Source organism: Staphylococcus sp. GDY8P94P, from assembly GCF_017892255.1.
Taxonomy (GTDB): Bacteria; Bacillota; Bacilli; order Staphylococcales; family Staphylococcaceae; genus Staphylococcus; species Staphylococcus cohnii.
The window spans coordinates 526,507-553,088 of the sequence record NZ_JAESKU010000001.1 but is presented as its reverse complement, the minus strand read 5'-3'; the positions used below and the strand labels follow the sequence as shown (position 1 = coordinate 553,088).

Annotated in this window: 24 protein-coding genes and 2 pseudogenes; 18 read left to right on the top strand and 8 right to left on the bottom strand. The window is 33.2% G+C overall.

Features of this window, described 5'->3' with window-relative positions; translation table 11 throughout:
* The first annotated feature begins 9 nt into the window (after positions 1-9).
* Together KA926_RS02785 and KA926_RS02780 are read left to right on the top strand one after the other, a co-directional pair.
* Positions 10-1,421: pseudogene (locus KA926_RS02785) on the top strand (MFS transporter).
* A gap of 309 nt (positions 1,422-1,730) precedes the next feature.
* Positions 1,731-2,171: an ASCH domain-containing protein gene (locus tag KA926_RS02780; RefSeq protein WP_107505207.1), complete on the top strand. Its 441-nt coding sequence runs from the start codon at positions 1,731-1,733 to the stop codon at positions 2,169-2,171.
* Between the two features lie 247 nt (positions 2,172-2,418).
* On the opposite strand, the gene vraX is transcribed toward KA926_RS02780, so the two are convergent.
* Both vraX and thiD read right to left on the bottom strand, forming a co-directional pair.
* Positions 2,419-2,589, bottom strand: a complete 171-nt coding sequence (vraX, locus tag KA926_RS02775; protein ID WP_157947957.1) for a C1q-binding complement inhibitor VraX — start codon at positions 2,587-2,589, stop codon at positions 2,419-2,421.
* Between the two features lie 279 nt (positions 2,590-2,868).
* Positions 2,869-3,699: a bifunctional hydroxymethylpyrimidine kinase/phosphomethylpyrimidine kinase gene (gene thiD / locus KA926_RS02770; protein ID WP_119537813.1), complete on the bottom strand. Its 831-nt coding sequence runs from the start codon at positions 3,697-3,699 to the stop codon at positions 2,869-2,871.
* 255 nt (positions 3,700-3,954) lie between these two features.
* Between thiD and KA926_RS02765 the strand changes: the two genes are divergently transcribed.
* From KA926_RS02765 to KA926_RS02750, 4 genes are all read left to right on the top strand, one after another.
* Positions 3,955-4,611, top strand: coding sequence for a uracil-DNA glycosylase (locus KA926_RS02765; RefSeq protein WP_107386430.1), 657 nt, complete (start codon positions 3,955-3,957; stop codon positions 4,609-4,611).
* A gap of 5 nt (positions 4,612-4,616) precedes the next feature.
* The gene (locus KA926_RS02760; RefSeq protein WP_119537812.1) at positions 4,617-4,994 is read left to right on the top strand and encodes a DUF5327 family protein; all 378 of its coding nucleotides are present in this window, start codon (positions 4,617-4,619) and stop codon (positions 4,992-4,994) included.
* A 24-nt stretch (positions 4,995-5,018) separates the two neighbouring features.
* Entirely contained in the window at positions 5,019-5,381 is a 363-nt protein-coding gene (locus tag KA926_RS02755; protein WP_046207271.1) for a DUF423 domain-containing protein, read from the top strand.
* 63 nt (positions 5,382-5,444) lie between these two features.
* Complete coding sequence (locus KA926_RS02750; RefSeq protein WP_107383636.1) at positions 5,445-6,935, top strand: APC family permease; 1,491 nt, start codon at positions 5,445-5,447, stop codon at positions 6,933-6,935.
* Positions 6,936-7,137: 202 nt separating this feature from the next.
* Here KA926_RS02750 and KA926_RS02745 read toward each other — a convergent pair whose 3' ends face one another.
* The 3 genes from KA926_RS02745 to hemQ form a co-directional block, all read right to left on the bottom strand.
* Positions 7,138-7,590 carry a threonine/serine exporter family protein gene (locus KA926_RS02745; protein ID WP_107383637.1) on the bottom strand — a complete coding sequence of 151 codons (453 nt, stop codon included), beginning with the start codon at positions 7,588-7,590 and terminating at the stop codon, positions 7,138-7,140.
* Between the two features lie 11 nt (positions 7,591-7,601).
* Positions 7,602-8,369 carry a threonine/serine exporter family protein gene (locus tag KA926_RS02740; protein ID WP_394862813.1) on the bottom strand — a complete coding sequence of 256 codons (768 nt, stop codon included), beginning with the start codon at positions 8,367-8,369 and terminating at the stop codon, positions 7,602-7,604.
* A 739-nt stretch (positions 8,370-9,108) separates the two neighbouring features.
* Positions 9,109-9,858, bottom strand: coding sequence for a hydrogen peroxide-dependent heme synthase (hemQ, locus tag KA926_RS02735; RefSeq protein WP_107383639.1), 750 nt, complete (start codon positions 9,856-9,858; stop codon positions 9,109-9,111).
* Between the two features lie 172 nt (positions 9,859-10,030).
* Between hemQ and pta the strand changes: the two genes are divergently transcribed.
* The 6 genes from pta to KA926_RS02705 all read left to right on the top strand — a co-directional run bounded on the left by pta (position 10,031) and on the right by KA926_RS02705 (position 16,180).
* Positions 10,031-11,017 carry a phosphate acetyltransferase gene (pta, locus tag KA926_RS02730; protein WP_040030111.1) on the top strand — a complete coding sequence of 329 codons (987 nt, stop codon included), beginning with the start codon at positions 10,031-10,033 and terminating at the stop codon, positions 11,015-11,017.
* Positions 11,017-11,856 carry a lipoate--protein ligase family protein gene (locus tag KA926_RS02725; protein ID WP_119535738.1) on the top strand — a complete coding sequence of 280 codons (840 nt, stop codon included), beginning with the start codon at positions 11,017-11,019 and terminating at the stop codon, positions 11,854-11,856. Before pta ends, KA926_RS02725 begins: the two co-directional genes overlap by 1 nt.
* 544 nt (positions 11,857-12,400) lie before the next feature.
* Positions 12,401-13,324, top strand: coding sequence for a mevalonate kinase (gene mvk, locus KA926_RS02720; protein ID WP_119535737.1), 924 nt, complete (start codon positions 12,401-12,403; stop codon positions 13,322-13,324).
* A 4-nt stretch (positions 13,325-13,328) separates the two neighbouring features.
* Complete coding sequence (gene mvaD / locus KA926_RS02715; protein ID WP_192959396.1) at positions 13,329-14,312, top strand: diphosphomevalonate decarboxylase; 984 nt, start codon at positions 13,329-13,331, stop codon at positions 14,310-14,312.
* Between the two features lie 12 nt (positions 14,313-14,324).
* Entirely contained in the window at positions 14,325-15,401 is a 1,077-nt protein-coding gene (locus tag KA926_RS02710) for a phosphomevalonate kinase (protein ID WP_107383643.1), read from the top strand.
* Positions 15,402-15,841: 440 nt separating this feature from the next.
* Entirely contained in the window at positions 15,842-16,180 is a 339-nt protein-coding gene (locus KA926_RS02705; RefSeq protein WP_119535736.1) for a YuzB family protein, read from the top strand.
* Positions 16,181-16,351: 171 nt separating this feature from the next.
* Here the strand turns inward: KA926_RS02705 and KA926_RS02700 are convergent, their stop codons facing one another.
* The 3 genes and pseudogenes from KA926_RS02700 to KA926_RS02690 all read right to left on the bottom strand — a co-directional run bounded on the left by KA926_RS02700 (position 16,352) and on the right by KA926_RS02690 (position 20,045).
* The gene (locus tag KA926_RS02700) at positions 16,352-17,134 is read right to left on the bottom strand and encodes a glucose 1-dehydrogenase (RefSeq protein WP_107383645.1); all 783 of its coding nucleotides are present in this window, start codon (positions 17,132-17,134) and stop codon (positions 16,352-16,354) included.
* A 19-nt stretch (positions 17,135-17,153) separates the two neighbouring features.
* Positions 17,154-18,401, bottom strand: coding sequence for an MFS transporter (locus KA926_RS02695; protein WP_192959397.1), 1,248 nt, complete (start codon positions 18,399-18,401; stop codon positions 17,154-17,156).
* A 49-nt stretch (positions 18,402-18,450) separates the two neighbouring features.
* Positions 18,451-20,045: pseudogene (locus KA926_RS02690) on the bottom strand (xylulokinase).
* A gap of 275 nt (positions 20,046-20,320) precedes the next feature.
* Here KA926_RS02690 and KA926_RS02685 point away from each other — a divergent pair.
* The 6 genes from KA926_RS02685 to KA926_RS02660 all read left to right on the top strand — a co-directional run bounded on the left by KA926_RS02685 (position 20,321) and on the right by KA926_RS02660 (position 26,366).
* Positions 20,321-21,301, top strand: a complete 981-nt coding sequence (locus KA926_RS02685) for a ketoacyl-ACP synthase III (protein ID WP_107383648.1) — start codon at positions 20,321-20,323, stop codon at positions 21,299-21,301.
* Positions 21,302-21,907: 606 nt separating this feature from the next.
* Positions 21,908-22,843 carry an aldo/keto reductase gene (locus KA926_RS02680; protein WP_107383649.1) on the top strand — a complete coding sequence of 312 codons (936 nt, stop codon included), beginning with the start codon at positions 21,908-21,910 and terminating at the stop codon, positions 22,841-22,843.
* 403 nt (positions 22,844-23,246) lie between these two features.
* Positions 23,247-23,789, top strand: a complete 543-nt coding sequence (locus tag KA926_RS02675; protein ID WP_192959399.1) for a flavodoxin family protein — start codon at positions 23,247-23,249, stop codon at positions 23,787-23,789.
* 125 nt (positions 23,790-23,914) lie between these two features.
* Complete coding sequence (locus KA926_RS02670) at positions 23,915-24,394, top strand: GNAT family N-acetyltransferase (protein WP_107383651.1); 480 nt, start codon at positions 23,915-23,917, stop codon at positions 24,392-24,394.
* A gap of 17 nt (positions 24,395-24,411) precedes the next feature.
* Positions 24,412-25,728, top strand: a complete 1,317-nt coding sequence (locus KA926_RS02665) for an HD domain-containing protein (RefSeq protein WP_210143562.1) — start codon at positions 24,412-24,414, stop codon at positions 25,726-25,728.
* A 125-nt stretch (positions 25,729-25,853) separates the two neighbouring features.
* Positions 25,854-26,366, top strand: coding sequence for a YwhD family protein (locus KA926_RS02660; RefSeq protein ID WP_107383653.1), 513 nt, complete (start codon positions 25,854-25,856; stop codon positions 26,364-26,366).
* The last annotated feature ends 216 nt before the right edge of the window (positions 26,367-26,582 follow it).

Below are 26,582 nucleotides of genomic sequence, written 5' to 3'. Positions count from 1 at the left end.
ACTTAAATCGTGGATTATGAACAAGATTTTGATGAACGTAATATCAATAAGGTGAACCCTAGGACTGCGAAAAAAACTGTATTTGCAACCGGTATTGGTAATGCAATGGAATGGTTCGACTTTGGGCTTTATTCTTATTTAGCAGTTATATTAGGGCAAAACTTTTTTAGTTCGGTAGAAAATGACCAGCTGAAAACGATATTTACATTTGCAACATTTGCAATTGCATTTTTATTAAGACCAGTAGGTGGCATTATTTTTGGTATTATTGGTGATAAATTTGGAAGGAAAGTCGTTTTAACGACAACCATTATCATGATGGAATTTCTACTTTGTTAATTGGTTTATTACCTACATACGATCAAATAGGTGTATGGGCGCCAATTTTACTATTATTAGGTAGAGTACTTCAAGGTTTTTCAACCGGTGGAGAGTATGCAGGCGCGATGGTTTATGTTGCTGAATCCTCACCAGATAAATCTAGAAATGGTCTAGGTTCAGGTTTGGAAATTGGTACATTATCAGGTTATATCGCTGCATCAGTAATCAGCGGCTTACTATTTTTCTTTTTAAATGAGGAACAAATGGCTACATGGGGATGGAGAATACCATTTATTTTGGGTCTATTCTTAGGCATATTTGGTTTTTATTTAAGAAGAAAATTAGAGGAATCACCAGTGTTTGAAAATGAAATAGCTACACAACCAAAACGAGATAACATCGGCTTTTTCACAATTGTTCGATATTATTACAAAGATATTATTGTATGTTTTGTAGCTGTAGCATTCTTTAATTGTACGAATTATATGGTGACTTCATATATGCCATCTTATTTACAACAAATAATTAAATTAGATAGCACAACGGTTTCTGTACTTATAACGATTGTCATGGCAGTAATGATTCCATTGGCATTAATGTTTGGTAGAGTTGCAGATCGTATCGGAGAGAAAAAAGTCTTTTTAATAGGGCTTTGTGGTACAGCTATCTTTAGTACAGTGGCATTTGCGTTATTCCAATCAGGCTCGTTGGTTTTAATAGTTGTGGGTATATTTACGTTAGGATTTTTCTTATCTACTTATGAAGCGACGATGCCAGGTTCGTTACCAACGATGTTTTATACACATATCCGTTATAGAACATTAGCAGTAACATTCAATGTGTCAGTATCATTATTTGGTGGCACAACACCGTTAATTGCATCTACATTAGTTGCTAAAACAGGAGATCCACTTTCACCGGCTTATTACTTAGCAGCAATGAGTGTCATAGGAATTATTGTTATTTCATTGTTACATGTAAGTACAGCAGGTAAATCACTGAAAGGTTCATATCCAAATGTTCAAAGTGATGAAGAATATGAATATTATACAAAAAATCCTGATAAAGCTTTATGGTGGGCAGACGACAAACGCGTATAAACGGTATGGCATACAAATCACTATCAAAATAAAATGTATGAATACTTATCAATACTAATATTTAACAAAAGTAATTTAAAAACTAAGTTATTCATTCCCTATAGAATTGGGAAATGGGTGCCTAGTTTTTTCGTGAATTTTATTATTATAATAAGTAATTATATATGATTTACAATAGTGTTGATATTTTCATTTTCGTTAATGATCTCGTTTTTTTAGAAGAATAACACGCGAAAGCAAGAAGTCATACAATTTATTTATGTTATGTTTAAGAAGAAAAAACAAAATACATAGTTTGGAGGAAGAACGATGACAGTAGAACAATATTGGGAAAAATTTGTACAATTGTGCCCATCTTATAAGAGTAAAACATATGAAGCATGGTCGTTTGGTGTAGATGAGGATGAATTAGCAGATCTAGTGAAACAAGGTGAAAAAACGGCTACGACAAGTGGTTATGAAACTTATCAAGTAGATCGTGAACCACTACCTCAAGTGGGAGATGTGAGCGTGATTTTAAATAAAAAAGGGGAGCCACAATGTGTGATAGAAACAACACGCGTCTATCAAACACCGTTTAATGCGGTCACTGAACATCACGCTTATTTAGAAGGTGAAGGCGATAAGTCACTCGCTTACTGGCGTAAAGCACATATTGATTTCTTTGAACCTTATTATACATCTCTAGGATTGGCATTTAACGAATCGATTATTGTAGTGTGTGAAGAATTTAAAGTTTTATATAAATAAGTAAAGTGGTACATAAGTTAGGGGTGCTTCGAGTGTGCTCTCCAAGCAAACAAAGGGGACAATCTTTGCCTAACTATGTACCACTTAGGGTGAGTGTTTATAAGGGATGTGTTACACCATGTATATATAATGGGACATTTACATATACATGGAACATATTTCTAAAGGGGAATTCTTTGTTCTGTTTCTTCTAATTTTAGTCTTGGAACTTACGTTTCTGTTTTTTCATCGATGTATTGAAGTGTGGCTAATAACTTAGATTTAAGTTATCGACATCACTTTCAAGTAGAGAGAGTAACGTATATAATTCATTCTTGCTGAAATTTTCATCGCATTTAACAGAAATCGTTTTGAATGTCTTGGTGATAATTTCATAGATTGGGTTACCATTCTCAAAAGATTGTTCGTAGATAATCATGATGTCATACCTCCTTGTCTCTCTACACTTATTATAATAATAGATATGCTAGAAAATAACATGGGCCTGTAGTATCAAATTTGAATCAGACTAATGTCTGATATATTTTGAGTTTGAAAAATTTGAAGTTATTAATTAAATATGGAGATGTTTTATTTGCTCAAAATAGACGTATAAGGTTTGAGTTAAGGATTGTTAATCAATACAATATTATATAATAAAAAAGAAATCTGAAGCATTATTCGTTATGAATATGTTTCAGATTTCTTTTTTTATGATTTATACTTCAGTTACTTCAACATCTATATGTTCAATACGATTGTAAGCACCGTGATCTACAGGACCAACGAAGTCGTTCATTTTCCAGCCATTTTTAATTGCAGATGCAACAAATGCTTTGGCAGCAATTACGGCTTCTTTTGGAGATTTACCATTTGCTAAATATGCAGTAGTTGCTGCAGCAAATGTACAACCAGCACCGTGATTATAACTTTGCTGGAACATGTCAGTAGTTAATTGGTAGAAGTTATTTCCATCATAGTATAAGTCATAAGATTTATCTTGATCTAATGCTTTACCGCCTTTAATAATAACGTGCTTAGCACCTTGTTGGTGAATAATTTCAGCTGCTTTTTTCATATCGTCTATTGATTTTAAAGTGCCGAGGTTTGCAAGTTGACCAGCTTCAAATAAATTTGGTGTTACGACTGTAGCTTTTGGTAACAAATATTCAATCATTGCATCAGTATTGCCAGGATTTAAAACTTCGTTTTCTCCTTTACATACCATTACTGGATCAACCACAAAGTAATTCGCACCTGATTCTACATATGCTTCGCCGGCACGTTTAATAATTTCTTGTGTCCCTAGCATGCCTGTTTTCACTGCATCTGGACCGATTGATATTGCTGTTTCTAATTGTTTTTCAAATACATCGAATGGAATTGGTGTAACATCATGAGACCAAGATGCTTTATCCATTGTTACAATAGATGTTAATGCAACAATGCCGTATGTTCCTAACTCTTGGAATGTTTTTAAGTCTGCCTGCATGCCTGCACCAGCACTTGTATCTGAACCGGCAATGGTTAATGTTTTTTTCAATGCCATGAATTTTCACTCCTATATATTCTTTTGTATATATCATACCACGTTTGTCGACTATTCTAAATAATGACGTTTACAATGTAATAAGGTTACAATAATGAATAAATCATTATATCGTTTTGATTCTATTACTGATACATATTAAAATGAAATTAAATATATTCATTATAATTGTGTTTATGATTAAGCTAACACTACTAAATCTCTCAAGCGAGAAAGTAGCGCTTTATGTTACTATATTAATCGAGGTGAACGTGTATGGAATGGTCTGATGTTTTTCATAAAATAACTACGGAGCATGATTTTACTGAAATGCATAATTTTTTAGAAAATGAATATACGACAAAGGTAATCTATCCAGATAGGGAAAACATTTATCAAGCTTTTGATTTAACACCTTTTGAAAAAGTGAAAGTTGTTATCTTGGGACAAGATCCTTATCATGGACCAAATCAAGCACATGGTTTAGCATTTTCTGTGCAACCGAATGCTAAGTTTCCGCCTTCATTAAGAAATATGTATAAAGAACTTGAAGACGATATCGGTTGTGTAAGAAAATCACCACATTTACAAGATTGGGCAAGAGAAGGTGTTTTATTGTTAAATACTGTTTTGACAGTACGACAAGGAGAAGCTCATTCTCACAGAGATATAGGGTGGGAAACTTTTACTGATGAAGTGATTAAAACAGTTTCCGAAAATTTGAGTAATGTTGTATTTATTTTGTGGGGTAAACCCGCACAACAAAAAATGAAACTGATTGACACATCTAAACATCACGTTATTAAATCACCACATCCAAGTCCATTATCTGCATATCGCGGGTTCTTTGGTTCAAAACCGTATTCCTTAACAAATGCATATTTACAAAAAAATGGTATTGAACCTATAAATTGGTGTGAAAGTGGGTTATAAAATAAATGGAAAAAGAGAAAATTATTCAACTTATTGAACAAGAATTAGTTCAAGCAGATGAAGCTAAGAATGATGCAGAGTTTGAAAAGCATATTTATGCCATTCATACACTAACGTCATTAGTAAATAGTTCAAATGATAAACAGCATTTTAAAGATAATACGTATTCAGTGTCTACCTCATTCAAATCATCACAAAATGTAAAACACACTACAGCTAGTGAGAAACAAGGTATCTCTCCTGAAGAAATTCAAGCAATGGGAGGGAAAATACCTGCTTCTTCGGCAAAATATACAAATACAAATACTAATACTTCGCTAAATTCTAATAAATTAGTAACAGACGATGAAATTGGTAATGGAGATTCGATTTTTGATTTTTAATTTAAGAAAGAGAGGTTTATTTTTATGAAATTATTTATTATTCTCGGTGCTTTAAATGCTTTAATGGCTGTAGGTACTGGCGCATTTGGCGCACATGGTCTGGAAGGTAAGTTATCGGATAAATATTTATCTGTATGGGAAAAAGCAACCACTTATCAAATGTATCACGGGCTTGGGTTACTATTAATTGGAATTATAAGTGGTACAACGTCAATTAATGTGAATTGGGCAGGATGGCTTTTATTCTTAGGCATTGTATTTTTCAGTGGTTCGCTTTATATCTTAGCATTAACACAAATTCGTATACTTGGTGCAATTACACCAATCGGAGGTATTTTATTTATTATAGGTTGGTTAATGTTAGTGATTGGTACGATTAAATTATAATTTTATAATTGTTATAGAATTCATCTTATGGGTATAATACATCTCATGAGGTGAATTTTATTTATGGGAAAAAATGATAGGAAAGTAGATAGAGGAGATTTAAAACAAAACTTATCTGAGAAATTTGTTTGGGCAATTGCCTATGGTTCGTGTATCGGTTGGGGCGCATTTATTTTACCAGGTGATTGGATTGGTCAATCTGGACCTATTCCAGCAGCTATTGGTATTGTAATTGGCGCATTGTTAATGATTTTAATTGCGGTAAGCTACGGCGCGCTTGTTGAACGGTTCCCAGTTTCTGGTGGGGCTTTCGCGTTTAGCTTTTTAGGTTTTGGCAGATACGTAAGTTTTTTCTCATCTTGGTTTTTAACTTTTGGTTATATATGTGTAGTGGCTTTAAACGCAACTGCATTTAGTTTATTAATTAAATTTTTATTACCTGATGTTTTAGAAACAGGTAAACTATATACCATCGCAGGATGGGATGTTTATATTACTGAAATATTAATTGCATCATTGTTATTGATTGTATTTATGTTTATAGCTATTAAAGGTACGAGTGTTTCAGGCTCGCTACAATTTTATTTCTGTGTGGCAATGGTCATTACAATCTTATTGCTATTTTTCGGTTCGTTCTTTGGTAGTAATTTCTCATTAGAAAATTTACAACCATTAGCGAACAAAGAAAAAGGTTGGCTTACATCAATTGTAATGATAGTTGCAGTAGCACCGTGGGCTTATGTAGGTTTTGACAACATTCCACAAACTGCAGAAGAATTTGATTTTGCTCCAAATAAAACGTTTAAACTTATTGTATATAGTTTATTAGCAGCAGCATTTACGTATGTGCTAATGATTTTGTATACAGGTTGGCTAAGTAGTTCAGAGACTGATTTAAACGGTCAATTATGGTTAACAGGTGCTGTTACAAGTGGTGCATTTGGCTATATAGGTTTGGCAATTTTAGCGATTGCTATTATCATGGGCATATTTACTGGTTTAAACGGATTTTTAATGAGTTCAAGTCGTCTATTGTTCTCAATGGGACGCTCAGGTATTATGCCTTCAGTATTTAGTAAATTGCACAATAAATATAAAACACCGTATGTAGCAATCATATTCCTTGTAGCTATCACATTGATTGCACCTTGGTTAGGTCGTACGGCATTGACATGGATTGTTGATATGTCATCTACGGGTGTTTCGATAGCATACTTTATTACATGTTTATCAGCAGCTCGTTTATTTAGTTATGACAAAACAAGTAACACTTACGGTCCGGTATATAAAACATTTGCGATTATAGGTACAATAGTATCGTTTGTTTTCTTATTACTATTATTAATTCCTGCTTCACCAGCTGGATTATCAACGCCATCATATATTGCATTGTTTGGTTGGTTAATTATAGGATTAGTCTTTTTCGTAATTCGTTATCCTAAATTAAAACAAATGGATAATGATAAATTAAGTAAATTGATATTAAATCGTTCGGAAGATGAAGTCGTGAACCTTATTAATGAAAATAAAGTGCCGAACGAAACGCATAAATAGATGACAGTCGTTAATTATTTATGAGATAAACATATAAATAATTAGATATGGAATTCTTACAATATTTTGAGTATGAAAAAACTCCTATCAATAGCAACGGATTTTAACTGCATATTGATAGGAGTTTTTAAAATAAAATTATCATGTCTTATACAAAAAATCTGAGGTCTTTAATGAGCCTCAGATTTTTTATGTTCAATTATTAAATGTGCTTTTTGCTAAATTTTGTACCGGAAACGATGAGTTTAGATATTTGATCAGCAAATAATAAACCTAAAGCGATTGCGCCTGCAATTAGCGTTACTTCTAGCATCGTGTTAATCGCTTTACTAAAGTCTAACAAAATAAGATTTTTCGTAGCGTCAAAGGCTAAACCTCCAGGTACCAAAGGTATAATACCTGGCACCATAAATAGAATAACTGGTTCTTTTTTAAAGCGAGCCATTATATGACTAAGTAAACCCAATGCTAAACTTCCAAAGAAGCTTGAATAAATGGTGTGAAGTTGGAAACCATCATAAAATAATGTATAGACCATCCAACCACACGCACCAACAATTCCAACAGCATTATATAAATATTTTGGAACATCAAATATAATACCGAAGAATAATGAAGCGGTATAACTAAATATTAAATTTAAAATCCAAAACATAAGCATTGCTCCTAAGAAATAATAAGTATTGTACCGACACCTGCCCCGATGCCAAAGGCAGTTACTAATGCTTCTAATGATTTAGTTGTAAACATTAACATGTGGCCACTGAATAAATCTTGAATAGCATTCGTGATTAAAACACCTGGTACAATTGGCATCACTGCTGAAATAATAATTGTGGAAATAGAACCACCCTGTATAAGCGTATTGCCCAATACTGCCACTGCACCAATAACGAGTGCACCCATAAATTCAGGAATAAATTTAGTGTGTAAATTTCTATTTAAAAGTTCTACAACGAGATAACCTAAAGCGCCTGCAACGAGTGCAGTGAATACATCAACTAAGTAACCACCTTGTAAATATAGAAAACTAATAGAGATAATCGCAGCGGCAATAAATTTAAAAAATAGATCGTGATTAATGCTTTGTTCATGATATATTTTTTGTAATTCTTGATATGCATCTTCAACTGAGAGCGTGCCATCGGAAAGTTGTCTAGAAACACGGTTGGTTCTTGATATACGATGTAGATTGGTGTCTCTTGTTCTTATTCTATAAATTCTTGGATAAGATTCATTATGTAACATAAAATTAATGACTGTATTCGTAACAAAACTATTACTTTCTGTATAACCTAATGTGAAAGCAATACGAGTCATTGTATCTTCTACACGAGACCCTTCTGCCCCAGATTCAAGTAAAATTCTGCCAGCTAGAATTATGACATCTTTTGCTATTTTTTCTTCATAATTTTCTGAGTATTGAACATTTATTGTCATCTAATCACCAATTATATTTTATTTAACTAAACCATTCGTAACTGTATTTTCATGGGATATATTTAGTAAGTTAATATTTTTTATTGTAACATTTTATTCAAATAATATGTTGGGTAAAAAAAGGATATTGTATTTTAAAAAATTGAGTTTTATACAACTTTAGTAATGCAAATATGTTTCAAATATTTCAAATAGGTTAAAATAGTATTAGTTGACTGTTACAAAATATTGAGTAGCGACAATGTTTAACAGTTAACCCTTAAATTAAGTAGTGATTAAAGTTCTCCCAAACACACTACATTCAGACAGGCACACTTGGAATAAAACAAGTGTGCCTTTTAGTCGCTCTAACTTTCTACGAAGTAGAAAGTTAGAGCGATTGATGCATGCGAAGCGCAGGCGAACCAAGCGAAACGAAGTAGAAAGTTAGAGCGACTTATGCATGCGAAGCGCAGGCGAACCAAGTGAAACGAAGTAGAAAGTTAGAGCGATTGATGCATGCGTATTATCGGAACATTTGTCTTCAGAAGCTCATTTTTCAAATTTAAACGTAGTTATTGAATTATATAGCTATTGTAATTGTATTAAACATGAAAAACAAAATTGCTGTATGATTGGAAAACTTAGATTTGAGGCACAATGCTACTTATATATGGATGAAAAATAAAAAATGATATATATAAACACCCCTCCATTTTAAATGAAGGGGTGTGAGGAAAGAATATAACGATATTTATATTTCAAAAAGTGTTGGTAAACTATCTTTTGTAATAATGTTACCTACATAGAAACTACCAAAATCACCGTAACGTGCTGTCGTTTCGTCAAATCTCATTTCAGAAACAATTTTTTTGAATTGAAGTGGATCATCTGCAAATAGAGTGACACCCCATTCGAAATCATCAAAGCCCATAGAACCTGTGATAAATTGTTTGATTTTACCAGCATATTGACGACCGATTTTACCGTGATTATACATAAGTTCTTGTCGGTCTTCTAGTGATAACATGTACCAGTTATAAGTTTCATTACGACGTTTGTCCATAGGATAGAAACAAATATATTCGGATTGTGGTAATTCTGGGTACAATCTTGGTTTGATGTGTGGATTTTCGTAAGGATCTTCGTCGGATTTTCCTGCTAAATAATTGCCTAATTCAATAATAGAAACAAATGAATATGTCGGAATTAAAAAGTCTGTGATTCTCAATTTATTGAATTCATTTTCAAAAGCATTTAAATCTTTTAATTCAGGACGCAATGCCCATAAAAGAATATCTGCTTTTTGACCAGTGATATTATAAAATGCATGATCGCCTACATGGTTAGTACGCGCTTCTTCGTGTTTATCTAAAAATGCTTGTAACTCTTCAACTAACGTTTGACGTTCGTTTTCTGGGACTAGACGTAAACTAGCCCAATCTATAGCATATAATAAATGTAAACTATACCAACCATCTAAAGTTTCTGGCGCTTGTGGCATATTGAATCGCTCCTTTATGAAATAATTCTATATCTACACTGAAAATTCTATCATAAAGGTAACTATAAAACATAAGTAAATGATTACAAATTGGTGACATGGAATTCTATAAAAAAATGACGTATAATAGTAATGGAAAAAATAATAGTATTAAAAATTTGAGGAGGCCCATATGTCTTTATTAGATGTATTACAAGAGAAATTGTCAGGAAAAAATGTGAAAATTGTTTTACCTGAAGGAGAAGATGAACGCGTATTAACTGCGGCAACACAATTACAAAGTACGGATTATGTAACACCGGTATTATTAGGTAATGAAACAAATGTTAATGCGTTAGCTAAAGACAAAGGTTTAGATATTTCGAACTTAGAAATTATCGATCCTGAAACGAGTGAGTTGAAACAAGAGTTAGTGACAGCTTTTGTTGAACGTCGTAAAGGGAAAGCAACTGAAGCCCAAGCTCAAGAAATGTTAAAAGACGTAAATTACTTTGGTACGATGCTAGTATATACTGGTAAGGCTGAAGGTTTAGTAAGTGGTGCTGCACATTCTACAGGTGATACAGTTCGTCCGGCACTACAAATTATTAAAACAAAACCAGGTGTAACTAAAACATCAGGTATATTCTTTATGATTAAAGGTGAAGAACAATATATCTTTGGAGATTGTGCAATTAACCCTACATTAGAAGCGCAAGATTTAGCTGAGATTGCAGTAGAAAGTGCAAAATCTGCGCAAAGTTTTGGCATGTCACCACGTGTAGCAATGTTAAGTTTCTCAACAAAAGGTTCTGCAAAATCAGATGATGTTGAAAAAGTTTCAAATGCTGTAGCGTTAGCACAAGAAAAAGTTGAAACTGATCAACTTAAAGATGTAGTTATTGATGGAGAATTCCAATTTGATGCTGCAATTGTACCGGAAGTTGCTAAGAAAAAGGCACCAGATGCACAAATTCAAGGCGATGCAAATGTATTTATTTTCCCAAGTTTAGAAGCGGGTAATATTGGATACAAAATTGCGCAACGTCTTGGTGGTTATGATGCAGTAGGCCCAGTATTACAAGGTCTTAATTCACCAGTAAATGATTTATCTCGTGGTTGCTCAATAGAAGACGTGTATAATTTATCAATCATCACTGCTGCGCAAACATTACAATAATGGATCTAGCAAGTAAGTATTTTAATAGTGCCACTTGGCGTTATGTAGACCATTCTTCTGGATTAGCACCGATGCAGTCATTTGCATTTGATGATACTTTGTCAGAAAGTGTCGGAAAAGACTTATCAAGTAGTGTGGTACGTACTTGGATACACCAACATACAATCATTTTGGGTATCCATGACTCAAGGTTACCGCATTTGCAAGATGGTATTCGCTATTTAACCGAAGAACGAGGGTATAATGCGATTGTGAGAAACTCAGGTGGTCTAGGTGTCGTACTAGACCAAGGTGTGCTCAATATATCACTTATTTTTAAAGGCAAACATGACATTACGATTGATGAAGCATTTTCAGTCATGTACTTATTAGTGGCAAAAATGTTTGAAGATGATGATGTTGAAATTGAGACCTATGAGATTGAACAATCATATTGTCCAGGGAAATTTGATTTAAGTATTAACAGGAAGAAATTTGCCGGTATTTCACAAAGACGTGTTCGAGGTGGCATAGCTGTCCAAGTATATCTATGCGTTGAAGGAGATGGCAGTGAACGTGCTGCATTAATGAGAGCATTTTATGAACGCGCATTACAAGGTGAAAGTACTAAATTTGAATACCCTGATATTGATCCTCAATGTATGGCGTCTTTATCGCAATTATTAGGCAGAACGATAACAGTTCAAGACGTGATGTTCCAGTTGTTATATGCGTTAAAAGATTTAGGCGCTAATTTGACAATGGATGATATTACGGATGATGAGTGGCAGCGATATGAAGGTTATTTTGACAAGATGATTGAACGCAATGCTAAAGTTAATCAAAAAATGGACGAATGAGACAAAGACTAGAAACGATACATTGTATTCGTTTTTAGTCTTTTTATTTATAATTACATAATGGAAGATATTACTATTATTTGTTGAATTATAGTAATTAAATAAGTAATATAGTGAAAGTATACGTTAAAAATCAAAAATAAATTAATAAAATAAAGTGAAGTTTTTGAATAATAGTTCATCGCGTTTTATAATAAAAAAGTATTGTTTATAATTAGTAGCAGGTATTAACTTTTTGCTCATTTTGTTCAATTTTGATACAAATTTTAAAAAAACTATGGCTCGAGTCGTATGTCAATATATGAAATTTGTGAGATAATATAATTTGATTTGTGTAAAATTGATTGAGTTGTGTAAAAAATGCACGTAATTTCTTCTTGATTAAAAATGAAAAGATATGAATACGCTAGCTAAATACTATTAAACACAGAATTTCCTGGGAAATGTTAAGATAACTAGGAATGAAATTAAGATTAACAAAAAAATCGCGGTGCAAAGCATATATTATTTAAATTTAAAGAAAATACTAAAGGTGATTGAAAATATGGCACAACAAGGTTATGGGGAAGCGAATGGCAAGGTGATTTTAATAGGTGAGCACGCGGTGACATTTGGAGAGCCTGCAATTGCGATTCCATTTACGACAGGAAGAGTGAGTGCATTAATTGAATCTTTAAATGTGACTGAATCTTCCTATATCAAAAGTGAAGTTTATGACGGTGAATTGGCTTACGCACCGGAACACTTAAAATCAGTAATAATGAGATTTATTGATAAATATGATATTGAAACACCCATAAAAGTTTCTATAGATACGAACTTGCCACCATCGAGAGGTTTAGGATCTAGTGCAGCAATGGCAGTTGCATTTGTACGTGCGAGTTTTGATTATATAAATAAACCTTTAACAGATGCAGTATTGATAGAGGAAGCAAATTGGGCAGAACGTATAGCGCACGGCAAACCAAGTGGCATAGATACACAAACCATAGTATCTAACAAGCCAGTTTGGTTTCAAAAAGGTGAAGTTACTACCTTGAAACCATTAGACTTAAATGGATATATGGTTGTAATAGACACTGGTATTCGTGGTTCAACGAAACAAGCAGTAGAAGATGTACATAATTTATGTAAAGCAGATAGCGGGTATCTTAGCTTTGTCGAACATATCGGCAAATTGGTACATGAAGCTCGAGATTCTATAGAACACCATAACTTTGAACAACTTGCTACTGTCTTTAATTTGTGCCAAGAAAATTTAAGAACACTCACTGTTAGTCATGAAAAAATTGAACAGTTGTTAGAAGTTAGTGAAAAACAAGGCGCGATTGCTGGTAAATTAACTGGAGGAGGTAGAGGCGGAAGTATGATCGTTCTCGCTTCTACTTTAGAAACGGCTGAAAAAATTGTGGAAAGTGCGCAATCATTGGGTGCACATCATACTTGGATTGAATATTTAGGAGGTTAGTAAGGTGGTTAGTAGTGGCAAAGCACGTGCACATACAAATATTGCACTGATTAAATATTGGGGGAAAGCTGATGAAGCCTATATTATTCCGATGAATAATAGCTTGTCGGTAACATTAGATCGTTTTTATACAGAGACTAAGGTAACTTTTTCTGAACAATATACGAAAGATATATTGATTTTAAATGGACAAACAGTAGATGATTCTGAAGCAATTAAAATACGTCGTTTTATGGATATTGTTAGAGATCTGGGTAAAACATCTATGTACGCACACATCGAAAGTGATAATTTCGTACCAACAGCTGCAGGTTTAGCCTCATCAGCAAGTGCTTATGCCGCGTTAGCAGCAGCATGTAATGAAGCTTTAAAACTTGGTTTAACGGGTAAAGAATTATCTAGACTTGCCCGAAGAGGATCAGGATCAGCCTCTAGAAGTATTTATGGAGGTTTTGTAGAGTGGGAAAAAGGTTATGATGATACAACATCATACAGTTTCCCGATTGATGCAGATCACTGGGAAGATGATTTATCTATGATATTTGTAGTAATCAATAATAAAACAAAAAAAGTTTCCAGTCGTGCCGGTATGTCACATACGCGTGATACATCTCGTTTTTACCAATACTGGTTAGATCACGTAGATGAAGACATAGCGTCAGTTAAACATGCGATTGATGACAAAGATTTTAAGTATTTAGGAGAAGTTATCGAAGAGAATGGTTTGAGGATGCATGCAACAAATTTAGGTTCACAGCCTCCTTTTACATACATGGTAGAAGATAGTTATTTAGTTATGGATATTGTACATCAATGTCGTGAAGCTGGTTATCCTTGTTATTTTACAATGGATGCAGGGCCCAATGTTAAAATTTTAGTAGAAAAGAAAAATCAACAGGCAGTTATTGATGCACTACAAAAATCATTTAATGATGATCAAATTATTGCAAGTGACATTACACGTACAGGTGTTGAAATTATTGAGTAAGGAAGAGATAACATGATTCAAGTAAAAGCGCCAGGTAAGCTCTATATTGCAGGTGAATATGCTGTTACTGAACCTGGATATAAATCTGTATTAATAGCTGTTAATAGATTTGTAACAGCTTCAATTGAGGATTCTAATGCTCCAGAAGGTACAATCCATTCAAAAACGTTACATCATGAGCCAGTTACCTTTCAAAGAGAAGAAGATAAGATAGTCGTATCTGATTTACATGCAGCAAAACAATTAAAATACGTTATCACAGCTATAGAAGTTTTTGAGCAATTTGTGAGCAGCAATCACATTGACTTAAAACATTTTAATTTAACGATAGATAGTAATTTAGATGATGCTAATGGTCATAAATACGGTTTGGGTTCAAGTGCAGCGGTACTAGTATCTGTAGTAAAAGCTTTAAATGAATTTTATGAAATGCATTTATCAAATCTTTATATTTATAAACTTGCAGTGATTGCAAATATGAAATTACAAAGTTTGAGTTCTTGTGGGGATATCGCTGTCAGTGTATACACAGGTTGGCTTGCTTATAGTACATTTGATCATGAGTGGGTATCACAGCAAATTGAAGATACATCTGTTAATGAAGTATTAAATAAAAACTGGCCAGGTTTACATATTGAACCACTACAACCACCAGAAAATATGGAGGTTTTAATTGGATGGACAGGATCACCTGCGTCTTCGCATCATTTAGTTAGTGAAGTAAAACGTTTGAAATCCGATCCTACGTTTTACGGAAAATTTTTAGAACGTTCTCATGCTTGTGTAGAGAAATTGATTCATGCCTTTAAAACTAATCATATCAAAGGTGTACAGCAAATGATTCGTATGAATCGTGAAATTATTCAATCTATGGATAATGAGGCTACAATCGATATTGAAACTGCGCATTTGAAAGTGTTATGCTCTGTAGCTGAAAAATATGGTGGCGCTGCTAAAACATCAGGAGCAGGTGGCGGCGATTGCGGTATCACAATCATTAATAATGAAGTAGATAAACAATCTATTTATAAAGAATGGTTAGAAAATGAAGTGAAACCATTAGAGTTTAGTATTTATCATGGGCAATAAGCTTGAAGGAAAGGGATAAGACAGAAACCCAATTTTTAAATGGTTACGTTGTCTTAACGGACATGGATGGTTAGAGTTGATGCTTTACTGAGCTGAATCTCATGTACAAGACTTACTAAATCAATAAATTGAGAAGTGCAACGGCTGTGACAATTAATTTGTCCAGCCTCTTTTTGGTTTGATTTTTATAATAAATGACAGAAAAGCATATAGCAAAAGTAAGTATCATAAACGTTTAATTATATGCTTTCATGACCATGTTATATACTTTTGAGGAAGAACTTGAAAAAATTCCTAAATAGAGTAAAATAATTAAAGTTGTATTTATCATTATAAACGTATTAATGTGGCTTTGGATAGGCAATTAAGCGCATATTTTACATAGAATAATAAAAAAATGTGTTAATCATTTATGAATGGAAAGGTGAGGGTGATTGATTTTGCAAAATAAATTTTTAATCTGCGATGATTGTCAGGGCGTTAATTGTAAATCTTTGGAGAAAAAACTAACAAAATTAGATCCTAAGGCAGAAATAGAAATTGGTTGTCAATCGTATTGTGGACCTGGTCGACGTAAAACTTTTGCATTTGTTAATAATCGCCCATTAGCAGCCTTGTCTGAAGATGAGCTTATGGAAAAAATTGAAAAACAATTGCAAAAACCAAGGGATCCGGAAGAGGAAGAGCGTCTTAGAAAACGCAATGAGGAACGTAAAAGACGTAAAGAAGAACAAGATCGTAAGCTGAAAGAAAAATTAGCTAAGAAGAAAAGCAAATGATAGACACTCAAATTGTCACATATGAAATGATTGAACTGCGAGATGTAGTTCAATCTTTTTTTGTACTACTGAATAAAAAAACACTTTTGTTCATTTCACCATTAAATATGAGTATTGAACAAAAGTGTTTTTTGATTTTATTGAAATCAGGATCATATATGTTATTGATTTTTAAAGTGCTGTATAACCACCATCGATTGTGAAGACACTACCTTGGGCAAATGAAGAAGCGTCTGAAGCAAGATATACAACGATGCCACCGAGTTCATTTGGTGTGCCTGGTCTACCCATAGGTGTGAATCCCATCCAGTCTTCAATCATTTCTCCACCTTGATCAAAGAATGGTTTCGTAAGTTCTGTTTTCATATAACCTGGAGCTATTGTATTGACTTTAATATTATATTTTGACCATTCCATAGCTAAACTTTTCGTCAACATAATGACACCTGCTTTGGAAGCATTATACGAACATTGTTCTTGTGGTTTATTAGCAATTAGTCCTGACATAGAGGATGTATTAATGATAGAGCCATAGCCTTGTTTAATCATTACGCGACCAACAGATTGGGCAACTAAGAAAATGCCATTTAGATTTAAATTAATGACTTTATTCCAATCTTCAAATGACATTTCTTCAGCTTTTGCGTTAATTGTCATGCCAGCGTTATTAACTAAAATATCAATTTTATTAAATTGTTTTGTAACTTCTTCAACCATTTGATTTACAGCATCTGGATTTGTGACATCCACTTTTAGTGCAATCGCTTCTACATTTTCAGTTTCACTAATTTCTTTAGCGGTATTATCAGCTATCTCTTCATTAATATCTGCAATAACGATATTAGCACCAGCTTGAGCCAATGCGGTAGCCATAGCTTTGCCTAAACCCATAGCACCTCCTGTTACAATTGCTACTTTTCCATCTAATTTGAATTGTTCTAATATATTTGTCATGTTCAAACACCTGTCCTTTTTAATGATTTGGTTGGTTAACTTTCATAAAGAAAGTCAGTATAAATCCTATAAAATAAATGATTGCATAAGTCCAAATAGTTAGTACAGGGCCTCCTATTGGTACTGTTAAGGTTGCGATTGCTGGACCAACAAAGTTACTTAAGCCAGCGGATAAGTTATGAATAGAAACGGCGGCGCCTTTATGATTTGGTTCTAAAATAGGGAAAATGGCTGACATCGGGACAAATGCAGCGACAGCAAAACCGAATACAATCGCCACTGCACCCGCAACCCAAATGTTGGGGCCAGTCCATATTGGTAAATAGTAAAATGCTAATGTAGAAATCACCATTCCTATACAACCAAACCAACGAACTTGGCGTACCCATCCAATTTTATCTCCAACCACACCCCAAAATAGGTTAGTGAATATGGTTACGATATACATTAAGCCCCAAATTCTCAACCATTCTGATGTAGTGAATCCTACAGTATCAGTGAATACGATTGGTATGATAACTACAAGTCCAAACAATGCTAATTGGTTAATGATTCTAACCACACAAGCAATAGCAACTTGTGGGTTTTTTAAAATTGTTATACCTTTAGCGAATTCAAGCAATATCTCTTTTGGTGTTAGTTTATCAGTTTCTTTCTCAGAACCTTTCCTATCTTTAACTAAGAACATAGCCATTAAACCACCGATTAAAATGAATATTATGGATGACCATAATGTCCCCATAAATCCAATCCAAGGTATTGTAAAACTAGGTAGATAGGTTCCTAAAAACCCGATACCTACGGAATACATTGCCCAGAACCAACCCATAGCTGAAGCTAGGCGATGTTTTGGAGCTGAATATGTAATCCAGACGACAAAGCTATAGATAAACATCGGATAGGCAAACCCTCTAATACCATACATAATTAACATCATCGGATAACTATGTTGCTCTAGTCCTAAAGTTAAAAATCCTACATGAAAAACAATCCAAATGATAAACGCAAGCGCCATTATTTTTCTCGGACTAAATATTTCAGCTAAAATACCAGAAAGCCAAGATGCAACTGCAACAATAAGACCGTAAAGTGTTAAGACTGCAGATGCTTGCTGCGATTCAAATCCAATACTAACAATATATTTTGATAAAAAAGCTTGTTCAATACCATCGCCAGTCATGAAAATAGCAACTGCGATATAACCCCAAATTAAAGTTATCGGTAAGCCTAAAAATTGCTTAGAGTTATCTGTACTTAGTGTATTCACAAAAATCTCTCCTAATCTTTAAATATGATTTCTAAAATGTTAATCGTGTTTAAATATATTCATCTATCTGTCTTTGGAGAGGTAATAATGCTTTAAATCTTTGAATATAATTTCTAAAACTTTCAATATCCTGTGGTTTGGGATTTAAAGTGATTTGATCAGTGTTATCAAAAGCTTTAACGTTTAAGTAATTGGCCAAATTTGTATATTGGTTTTCTAATAAATAACGGGATAATATTGCGATACCCCATGCGCCTCCTTCACTAGCAGTCTTCATAACACTTACTGGCGATTCTAATGCTGCAGCTAAGAAGGATTGTGCGATTTTGTCTGTTTTAAAAATACCCCATGCCCTAACATGCTATCAATTTGAATATTCTCTTTTTCTTTTAATAAATCTATGCCAATTTTCAAAGTGCTAAAGGCACTGAAAATATGTGTCTTCATAAAGTTTTCAATATTAAATGCACTATCAACATGACGTAGAAACATCGGATAACCTTGATTGACATCTGTTATGAATTCTCCAGAAATATAGCCATAAGATAATAGTTTCCCTAAGTCTTCATCTCCGCTAAAAGCGCTTTCAAATAACTTAGTGAAAAGTTCATTTTTATCATATTTTACATTCATGGGTTGAAAAACTTCCTCAAACAAATGAATCCAAGCATTGATATCAGATGTACAGTTATTAGCATGTATCATTGCAACATCATAACCATCAGGTGTTGTTACAATATCAACTTCGGGATATACATTGACAATCGGTTTTTCTAGTACAATCATTGAAAATATGCTAGTTCCGGCTGAAATATTTCCTGTTTTTGGTGCTACACTATTGGTTGCTACCATGCCTGTAGCAGCATCTGATTCTGGTGCACACATTGGACATCCTGACTCCAATTCACCATTTGGATCGATGAGTTTAGCGCCTGTTTCTGTTAAATAACCGGCAATTTGTCCAGCTACAATAACATTTGGTAACATATCGCTAATGTCTTGTGTATAACCTAATTTTTGAAATAATGAATTAAAGCGTTTTAATAAATCTTGGCGAAAATACTTACGTTCGCTATCAATTGGGAACATGCCAGATGCATCTCCTATACCTAATACCTTTTTATCTGTTAAATACCAATGAACATATCCAGCAAGGGTAGTTAGATAACTAACTTGTTTGACATGCGCTTCGCCATCTATTGCTGATTGGAATAGCTGAGCGATGCTCCAACGTTCTGGTATATTAACTTTAAAATCTTCGCGTAATTGTTGTGCAGCTTTGTTCGCATTGTTATTACGCCAAGTTCTGAAAGGTACTAACAAATCATCGTTGTCATCAAAAGCTAAGTAACCATGCATCATACCACTAATGCCTAGAGAAGCTAAGGATTTAAGTTGAGTATGATAGTTGTCTTTAATTGATTGTGACATTTCAGAATAACTTTTTTGGATGCCTACCCATACATCATTAATGGAATAAGTCCAATAGCCATTTTCATATTTGTTCTCCCATTCAAAAGAACCTGTTGCAATTGTTTCACAATTAGGTGCGATAGCAATTGTTTTTATCCGCGTAGAGCCTAATTCAATGCCTACAGATAGTTGACCAGATTCAACCAAGTGCTTGATATCATCACTTTCCATTTTGTTGCTCCTTTATTTTAAATAATGTAAACGCTAACAGAAATGAATAATAATTCAAAAATTATGAAAAGTCAATTAAAGATTATTATATTTTTAGTTCATATGATAAATTATAAATGATTATTTAAAATGTTATTTATATTAATTTTACTTTGGAAGTTATTATAGTTTATATAGGTGTTGGATTGATTGTGTTATCATTCGTTGTAAGATGAGTATGATTAAAATAGGATTTTGAAATTTCAAGGTTACAGATTGATAAAAGGAGTTATGATATGAATTCATTTGCAAAAATTACTGCGCAAGGTGCTTATGTACCAGAGAAAATAATGGATAATCAGGATTTCGAGAAGATTGTTGATACTTCTGATGCATGGATCCAACAAAGAACTGGGATTGTTGAAAGAAGAATCGTAGCTGAAGATGAATATACGAGTGATATCAGTTATAAAGCAGTGTTGGATTTACAAGAGAAATATCAAGTGGAATTAAATGATGTTGATATGATCATCAATGCTACGTTGACACCAGACTATAAAACACCTAGTGTCGCATCTTATGTGCAAGCGAAATTAGGATTAAAAAATGCAGGGGCTATTGATATTAATGCAGCTTGTGCAGGTTTTGCCTATGGCTTGAATATCGCTAATGGTCTAATTACTTCTGGCCAAAATAAAAAAGTGTTAGTCATTGGCGCAGAAACATTATCACGAATTACAGATTACACAGACCGCAATACGTGTATATTGTTTGGAGATGGTGCAGGAGTATTTTTAGTAGAATACAGTGAAGATGAAACGAGCTTTATATCTAGTAGTGCTGGCTCGGATGGCGACAAAGGACATCATTTATATTGTTCGGAACTTTCTCATACAATGTTTGGCGAAGATTTACAAAATCCTGGCCATATTGTACAAAATGGCCGTGGGGTATATAAATGGGCTGTCGGCAATGTCCCAAATATTATTGATGATACAATGCGTGATACGAATTATAAAAAAGAAGATATAGATTGGTTTGCACCACACAGTGCCAATGCCAGAATGATAGAATCAATATGTGAAAAGGCAAATCTATCAAAAGATAAGGCGTTAATGAGTCTTAAATATTATGGTAATACGTCATCGGCAACGATACCGTTATCGATTGACTTAGCCGTTCAAGCACATCAACTCAAAAAAGGTGATCTCATGTTATTAGTTGGGTTTGGTGGTGGATTGTCATATGCGTCTACATTAATTAAATGGACACTTTAAAAATGTATCACAACAATCAAATAAACAATGATTCAAAAGTAGGATGTACATACATTGCATCCTGCTTTTTTCAATTGTAATCATTCTTATTAGGGAAGCGATGAAATCTTTTTAATAAAATTAGCTTTCTGTCCAATCTCAATAATGCTTAAATTTTTGCAACTTAATTTTCAAGCATTTTACTTCAAGGTTTCATCGAAAACATGCTAAATTTTGAGTAGAGGTTCAAAAGTTATTCAACAACTTAATGTAGTTATTTCACCACGACGTGTTAAATCATATATGTTTAGAATGAGTCATGTTAGCGATATTTGAAATAACTGAATTACAAGACGATAAATGATTTAGAGTCACTAGTTAACACAATAAATCGTCACGCTGACTTATGAAGTGAATCTGAATATTTAGGTTATGTACATTTATACTATGTGATAACCACGTTATTAAACTGAATGAAAAAGGGTAGAGATATATTATAGTATTCAGCAGTTCATACGTTTGTTGATTGTACGGTTTTACTCTCTTTCAAACAAATGTATACAAAAACACTTTGAGCCAGAGATTCTATAAATATTTCAAAATTAAAATATAAGGAGTTGGATTGTTTTGACGGAAAAAGTTCAATTAGGAAAATCAAATGTAACAGTATCACCGATTGCTTTAGGTACAAACGCTGTTGGTGGACATAATTTTTATAATGATTTAGATGAAGAAAAAGGTAAAGAAACAGTTCGTACTGCAGTGAGAAATGGTATTACATTGTTAGATACAGCATATATCTACGGTCCAGAACGTTCTGAAGAATTGGTTGGAGAAGCGGTTAAAGAATTTGCTAGAGACGAGTTTGCTATTGCCACAAAGGGTGCACATTATTTTGATGAAGATGGTAATGTGAAAATGTCTAATGACCCAGAATTTCTTAAAGATCAGGTAGAAAAAAGTTTAAAACGTCTTCAAGTAGATTATATTGATTTGTATTATATTCATTTTCCAGACGACACTACGCCTAAAGATCAAGCAGTTGCCGCATTAAAAGATTTAAAAGATGAAGGCAAGATTAAAGCTATCGGCGTTTCTAACTTTACATTAGATCAACTAAAAGAAGCGAATAAAGATGGCTATGTTGATGTTGTACAAATGGAATATAATTTGCTAAATCGTGAAAATGAAGATGTGTTTGAATATACAAAAGAAAATCAAATTACATTTATTCCATATTTTCCTTTAGTATCAGGTCTTTTAGCCGGTAAGTATACTGAAAATACACAATTTGATGATATTCGTGCTAAGAATCCAGAATTTCAAGGGGAAAAATTCAAAGAAAATTTAGCGAAAATTGATGAGTTAAGAGATATTGCAGATAATCATAATGTAGATGTTGCACATATTGTACTTGCATTCTATTTAACCCAGCCTTCTTTGGATGTCGTGATACCTGGTGCAAAACAACCACATCAAGTCGTGGATAATTTAACGACGTTAGAGGTTAATTTAACTAAAGAAGAAATTGAAAAAATAAACGAATTATTTCCTAGAAAATAATACAATGTGTCTAGGACGAATCAATGATGTCCAGACTGTTTCAAATTGTCAGTAGATGACTTAATTGAAAATTTTAGTCCCACTTCACAATTTATTGGTTTAGTGGGACTTATGCATGAGCTAGCTCAGGTAATGCCTTTATACGTTTTCAATTCTAGTCATCCTTGTCGGGAGTGGGATGACGAAATCTTTTTAAGAAAATTAGATTGCTATCCTACTCCCATTTTATAAAGTTTTAAAATTTAAATTGAAATATATAAATTTATAAATTTTCCTGCAAATCATTTAATGCTATAATATAATATTGTAAGCGCATGTTATATTTATGAACTTTTGTGTAAGATTATTAAGATGTCTCTAATGAAATATTTTAATATATGAAAAGGATTAAAAGGAGATTATTATGATTACAGTTTTGTTCGGGGGCAGTCGTCCGGAAGGGAATACTGCTCGATTGACTAAAATGGCTTTATCAGGACACGACTACAAATGGTTTGACTTAACACAGTATCAATTGAATCCAGTGAGAGATGTAAGGCATGATGGGACAACAATAGATGCTTATGAAGATGATTATAAAAAAATTATAGACCAAGTGTTAGCCAGTGATACAATTATCTTTGCATCACCTGTTTATTGGTATAGTTTGTCTGCTTCTTTGAAAGCTTTCATTGATCATTGGTCTGAAACTTTAATGGATCTTAATTATAAAGATTTCAAAGCGAAAATGGCTGAGAAAGATTTTCGACTCATTATTGTCGGTGGAGATTTTCCAAAAGTAAAAGCCAAACCATGTATCACCCAAATGAAATATAGCTTAGAATTTTTAGGTGCTACGCTATCTGGTTATATAATTGGAACTGCTGAAAAACCAGGAGATATTGATAAAGACTCATACGCATTAAACCGCGCACAAGAATGGCAAGATACATTAAATAATGTTTAGAGATAGTTTGGGCAATTGTTATCTATTGTCCAAGCTATTTTCATTTGAATAGATTAAGTATTTGGAACACTAAAATTATGTTATAATAAGAGTATTATTACCTACTATAAATAGGGGGAACCAACATGCACAAAGTTAGAAAAGCAGCGCCAGAGGATGTTGTAGGCATCAGAGATGTAGCAACAAAAGCTTGGTATAATACTTATTTAAATATCTATGCAGCTAAAACTGTAAATGAATTATTAGCTGCTTCATATAATGAACAACATTTACTTAAAAGATTAGAAGAACAATTATTCTTAGTCATTGAAGAAGATGATCAGATTATTGGTTTCGCTAATTTTATATATGGCACTGAATTATTCTTATCAGCCCATTATGTAAGACCCTCATGGCAACATCATGGGTATGGTTCTGATTTACTGAAAGAAGGCTTGGCGTATTTCCAAGATGAATATAATGAAGTATTTTTAGAAGTTGATAATAAGAATGATGAAGCTGTATCTTTTTATGAACAAAAAGGGTTTGAACGTGTGCGTTCATATATGCATGTGATGTATGGGGAAGAAATGGATTTGGCATTGATGCGAAAAACTTTAAAATAATTGCACATTAACAAGGTATGAATAGGAGGACGACATTGACTTTTACAACTTATGCTACACAAAAGTTACCTGAAGAAAAAGTATTTAAAGACCCCATTCATAGGTATATTCATGTAAGAGACCAAGTGATTTGGGACTTGATTAAAACGAAGGAATTTCAGCGTTTACGACGTATAAAGCAATTGGGTACATTATACTTATCATTTCATACCGCTGAACACAGTAGATTCGGACATTCTTTAGGTGTATATGAGATTGTTCGAAGATTAATTGATGATTCATTTGACGGTCGTGAAGCATGGAATAATGATGATCGTCCACTTGCATTATGTGCTGCATTATTACACGATTTAGGTCATGGACCATTTTCACATAGCTTTGAGAAGATTTTTAATACAGATCATGAGCAATTTACGCAAAAAATCATTACTGGTCCGACAGAAGTAAACAGTGTATTACGACGTGTTTCTGAAGATTTCCCGCAACAAGTAGCTGATGTTATTAATAAAACACATGAAAATAAATTGGTCATATCTATGATTTCTTCACAAATAGATGCTGATAGAATGGATTATTTGCAACGTGATGCTTATTTTACAGGTGTTAGTTATGGACAATTTGACATGGAACGTATTTTGAGATTAATGAGACCTTCAAAAGATGAAGTGCTTATTAAAGAAAGTGGTATGCATGCAGTAGAAAACTTCATTATGAGCCGTTATCAAATGTATTGGCAAGTATACTTCCATCCAGTTAGTCGGGGTGGAGAAGTGTTGCTTAACAATTGTTTGAAACGAGCAAAGCAACTTTATAATGAAGGCTACACATTTAAAAAATATCCTGCTGATTTTACTCCTTTCTTTGAAGAGTCTATGACGATTGAACAATATGTAGATTTAGATGAAGCGGTTGTAGTTTATTACTTAAAAGCATGGATTAATGAAGATGATGCTATATTGAGTGATTTGTCACGCAGATTTATTAATCGTGATTTGTTTAAATATATGCCATTTGATGGTTCTATCATTACAATTACAGAATTAACCGATTTGTTTATACAAGCAGGTATAGATCCGAATTATTACTTTGTAAGCGAATCATTTTCAGACTTGCCTTATGATTATGATCGTCCAGGATCAGACAGACAGCCGATTCATTTGTTGAGACGTAATGGTAAAATAAGAGAAATCAGTAGTCAATCCTTAGTTATTCATAGTATTACAGGCATTAATAGACAAGATTATAAATTATATTATCCAAAAGAATTTATTTCTGATATAGAAGATGACCAAGTTAGAAATGCTATTAATAGTATATTAGATGAATTGAATTAAACAATTAAAAATTGATTACTTTTATCGTATTGTTAAATATGGCAAAATTTTAATATAGACAACTTATGTATGATGAGAAAATAACGATTACATAACTACTTGTTTTAATATGGAGGTGGACACTGATGGCTGAAAATAATGGATTTAAATTTAATATTATTAAAAATGATCCACTGGATGGGCACAAAGGTACCAATATTGGCTCTATAAGTTTAGATAACGTAGCTCCTGTGTTTATCGATGTTGCAAATGAAGAGGCATTTATTGATATTGCAGGTATGCATGCACGTTCCAGTGTTGAAAAAGGTGTCAAATGGATTAAAGATAAAGCGACCGTTGAAGGTGAAGAAGCAAAAGAATATTGGTTGTGTTGGGTTACGACAGAACGTGGCGAAAATGGACCGTTTTATGCTGGATTGACAGCTTGCTATTTATTAGTAAATAGAAGTATTCGCAGAGGTTACAAAAGCATGCCAGAACATGTGAATATGATGGATAAATCAATGAAACATTATATTGAAATTGACCAAATTGGCGACCACAATAAAAAAATATTAGCAGCGTTTCTTAAATCACATGATATAGATATGTGGAATAACTCTGACGCTTCATTACGCGAATCTTTGGAGACGGAGTAACAACATTTAGTTTTTAATGATTATACGATATGAAGTGGATTTAAGGTGTTTTAATGGTCTTATAATACACAGTTTGATATTTGTGTGAATTGAAAAGAGTAGAAATACGAAATCAAATTGAAATTTTGATTTTGTTTTCTACTCTTTTATTATGTGTGATTTTAGAATAAAGTGAATGTGTTGTAATATTAACTATAAAAATATAGATAATGTATT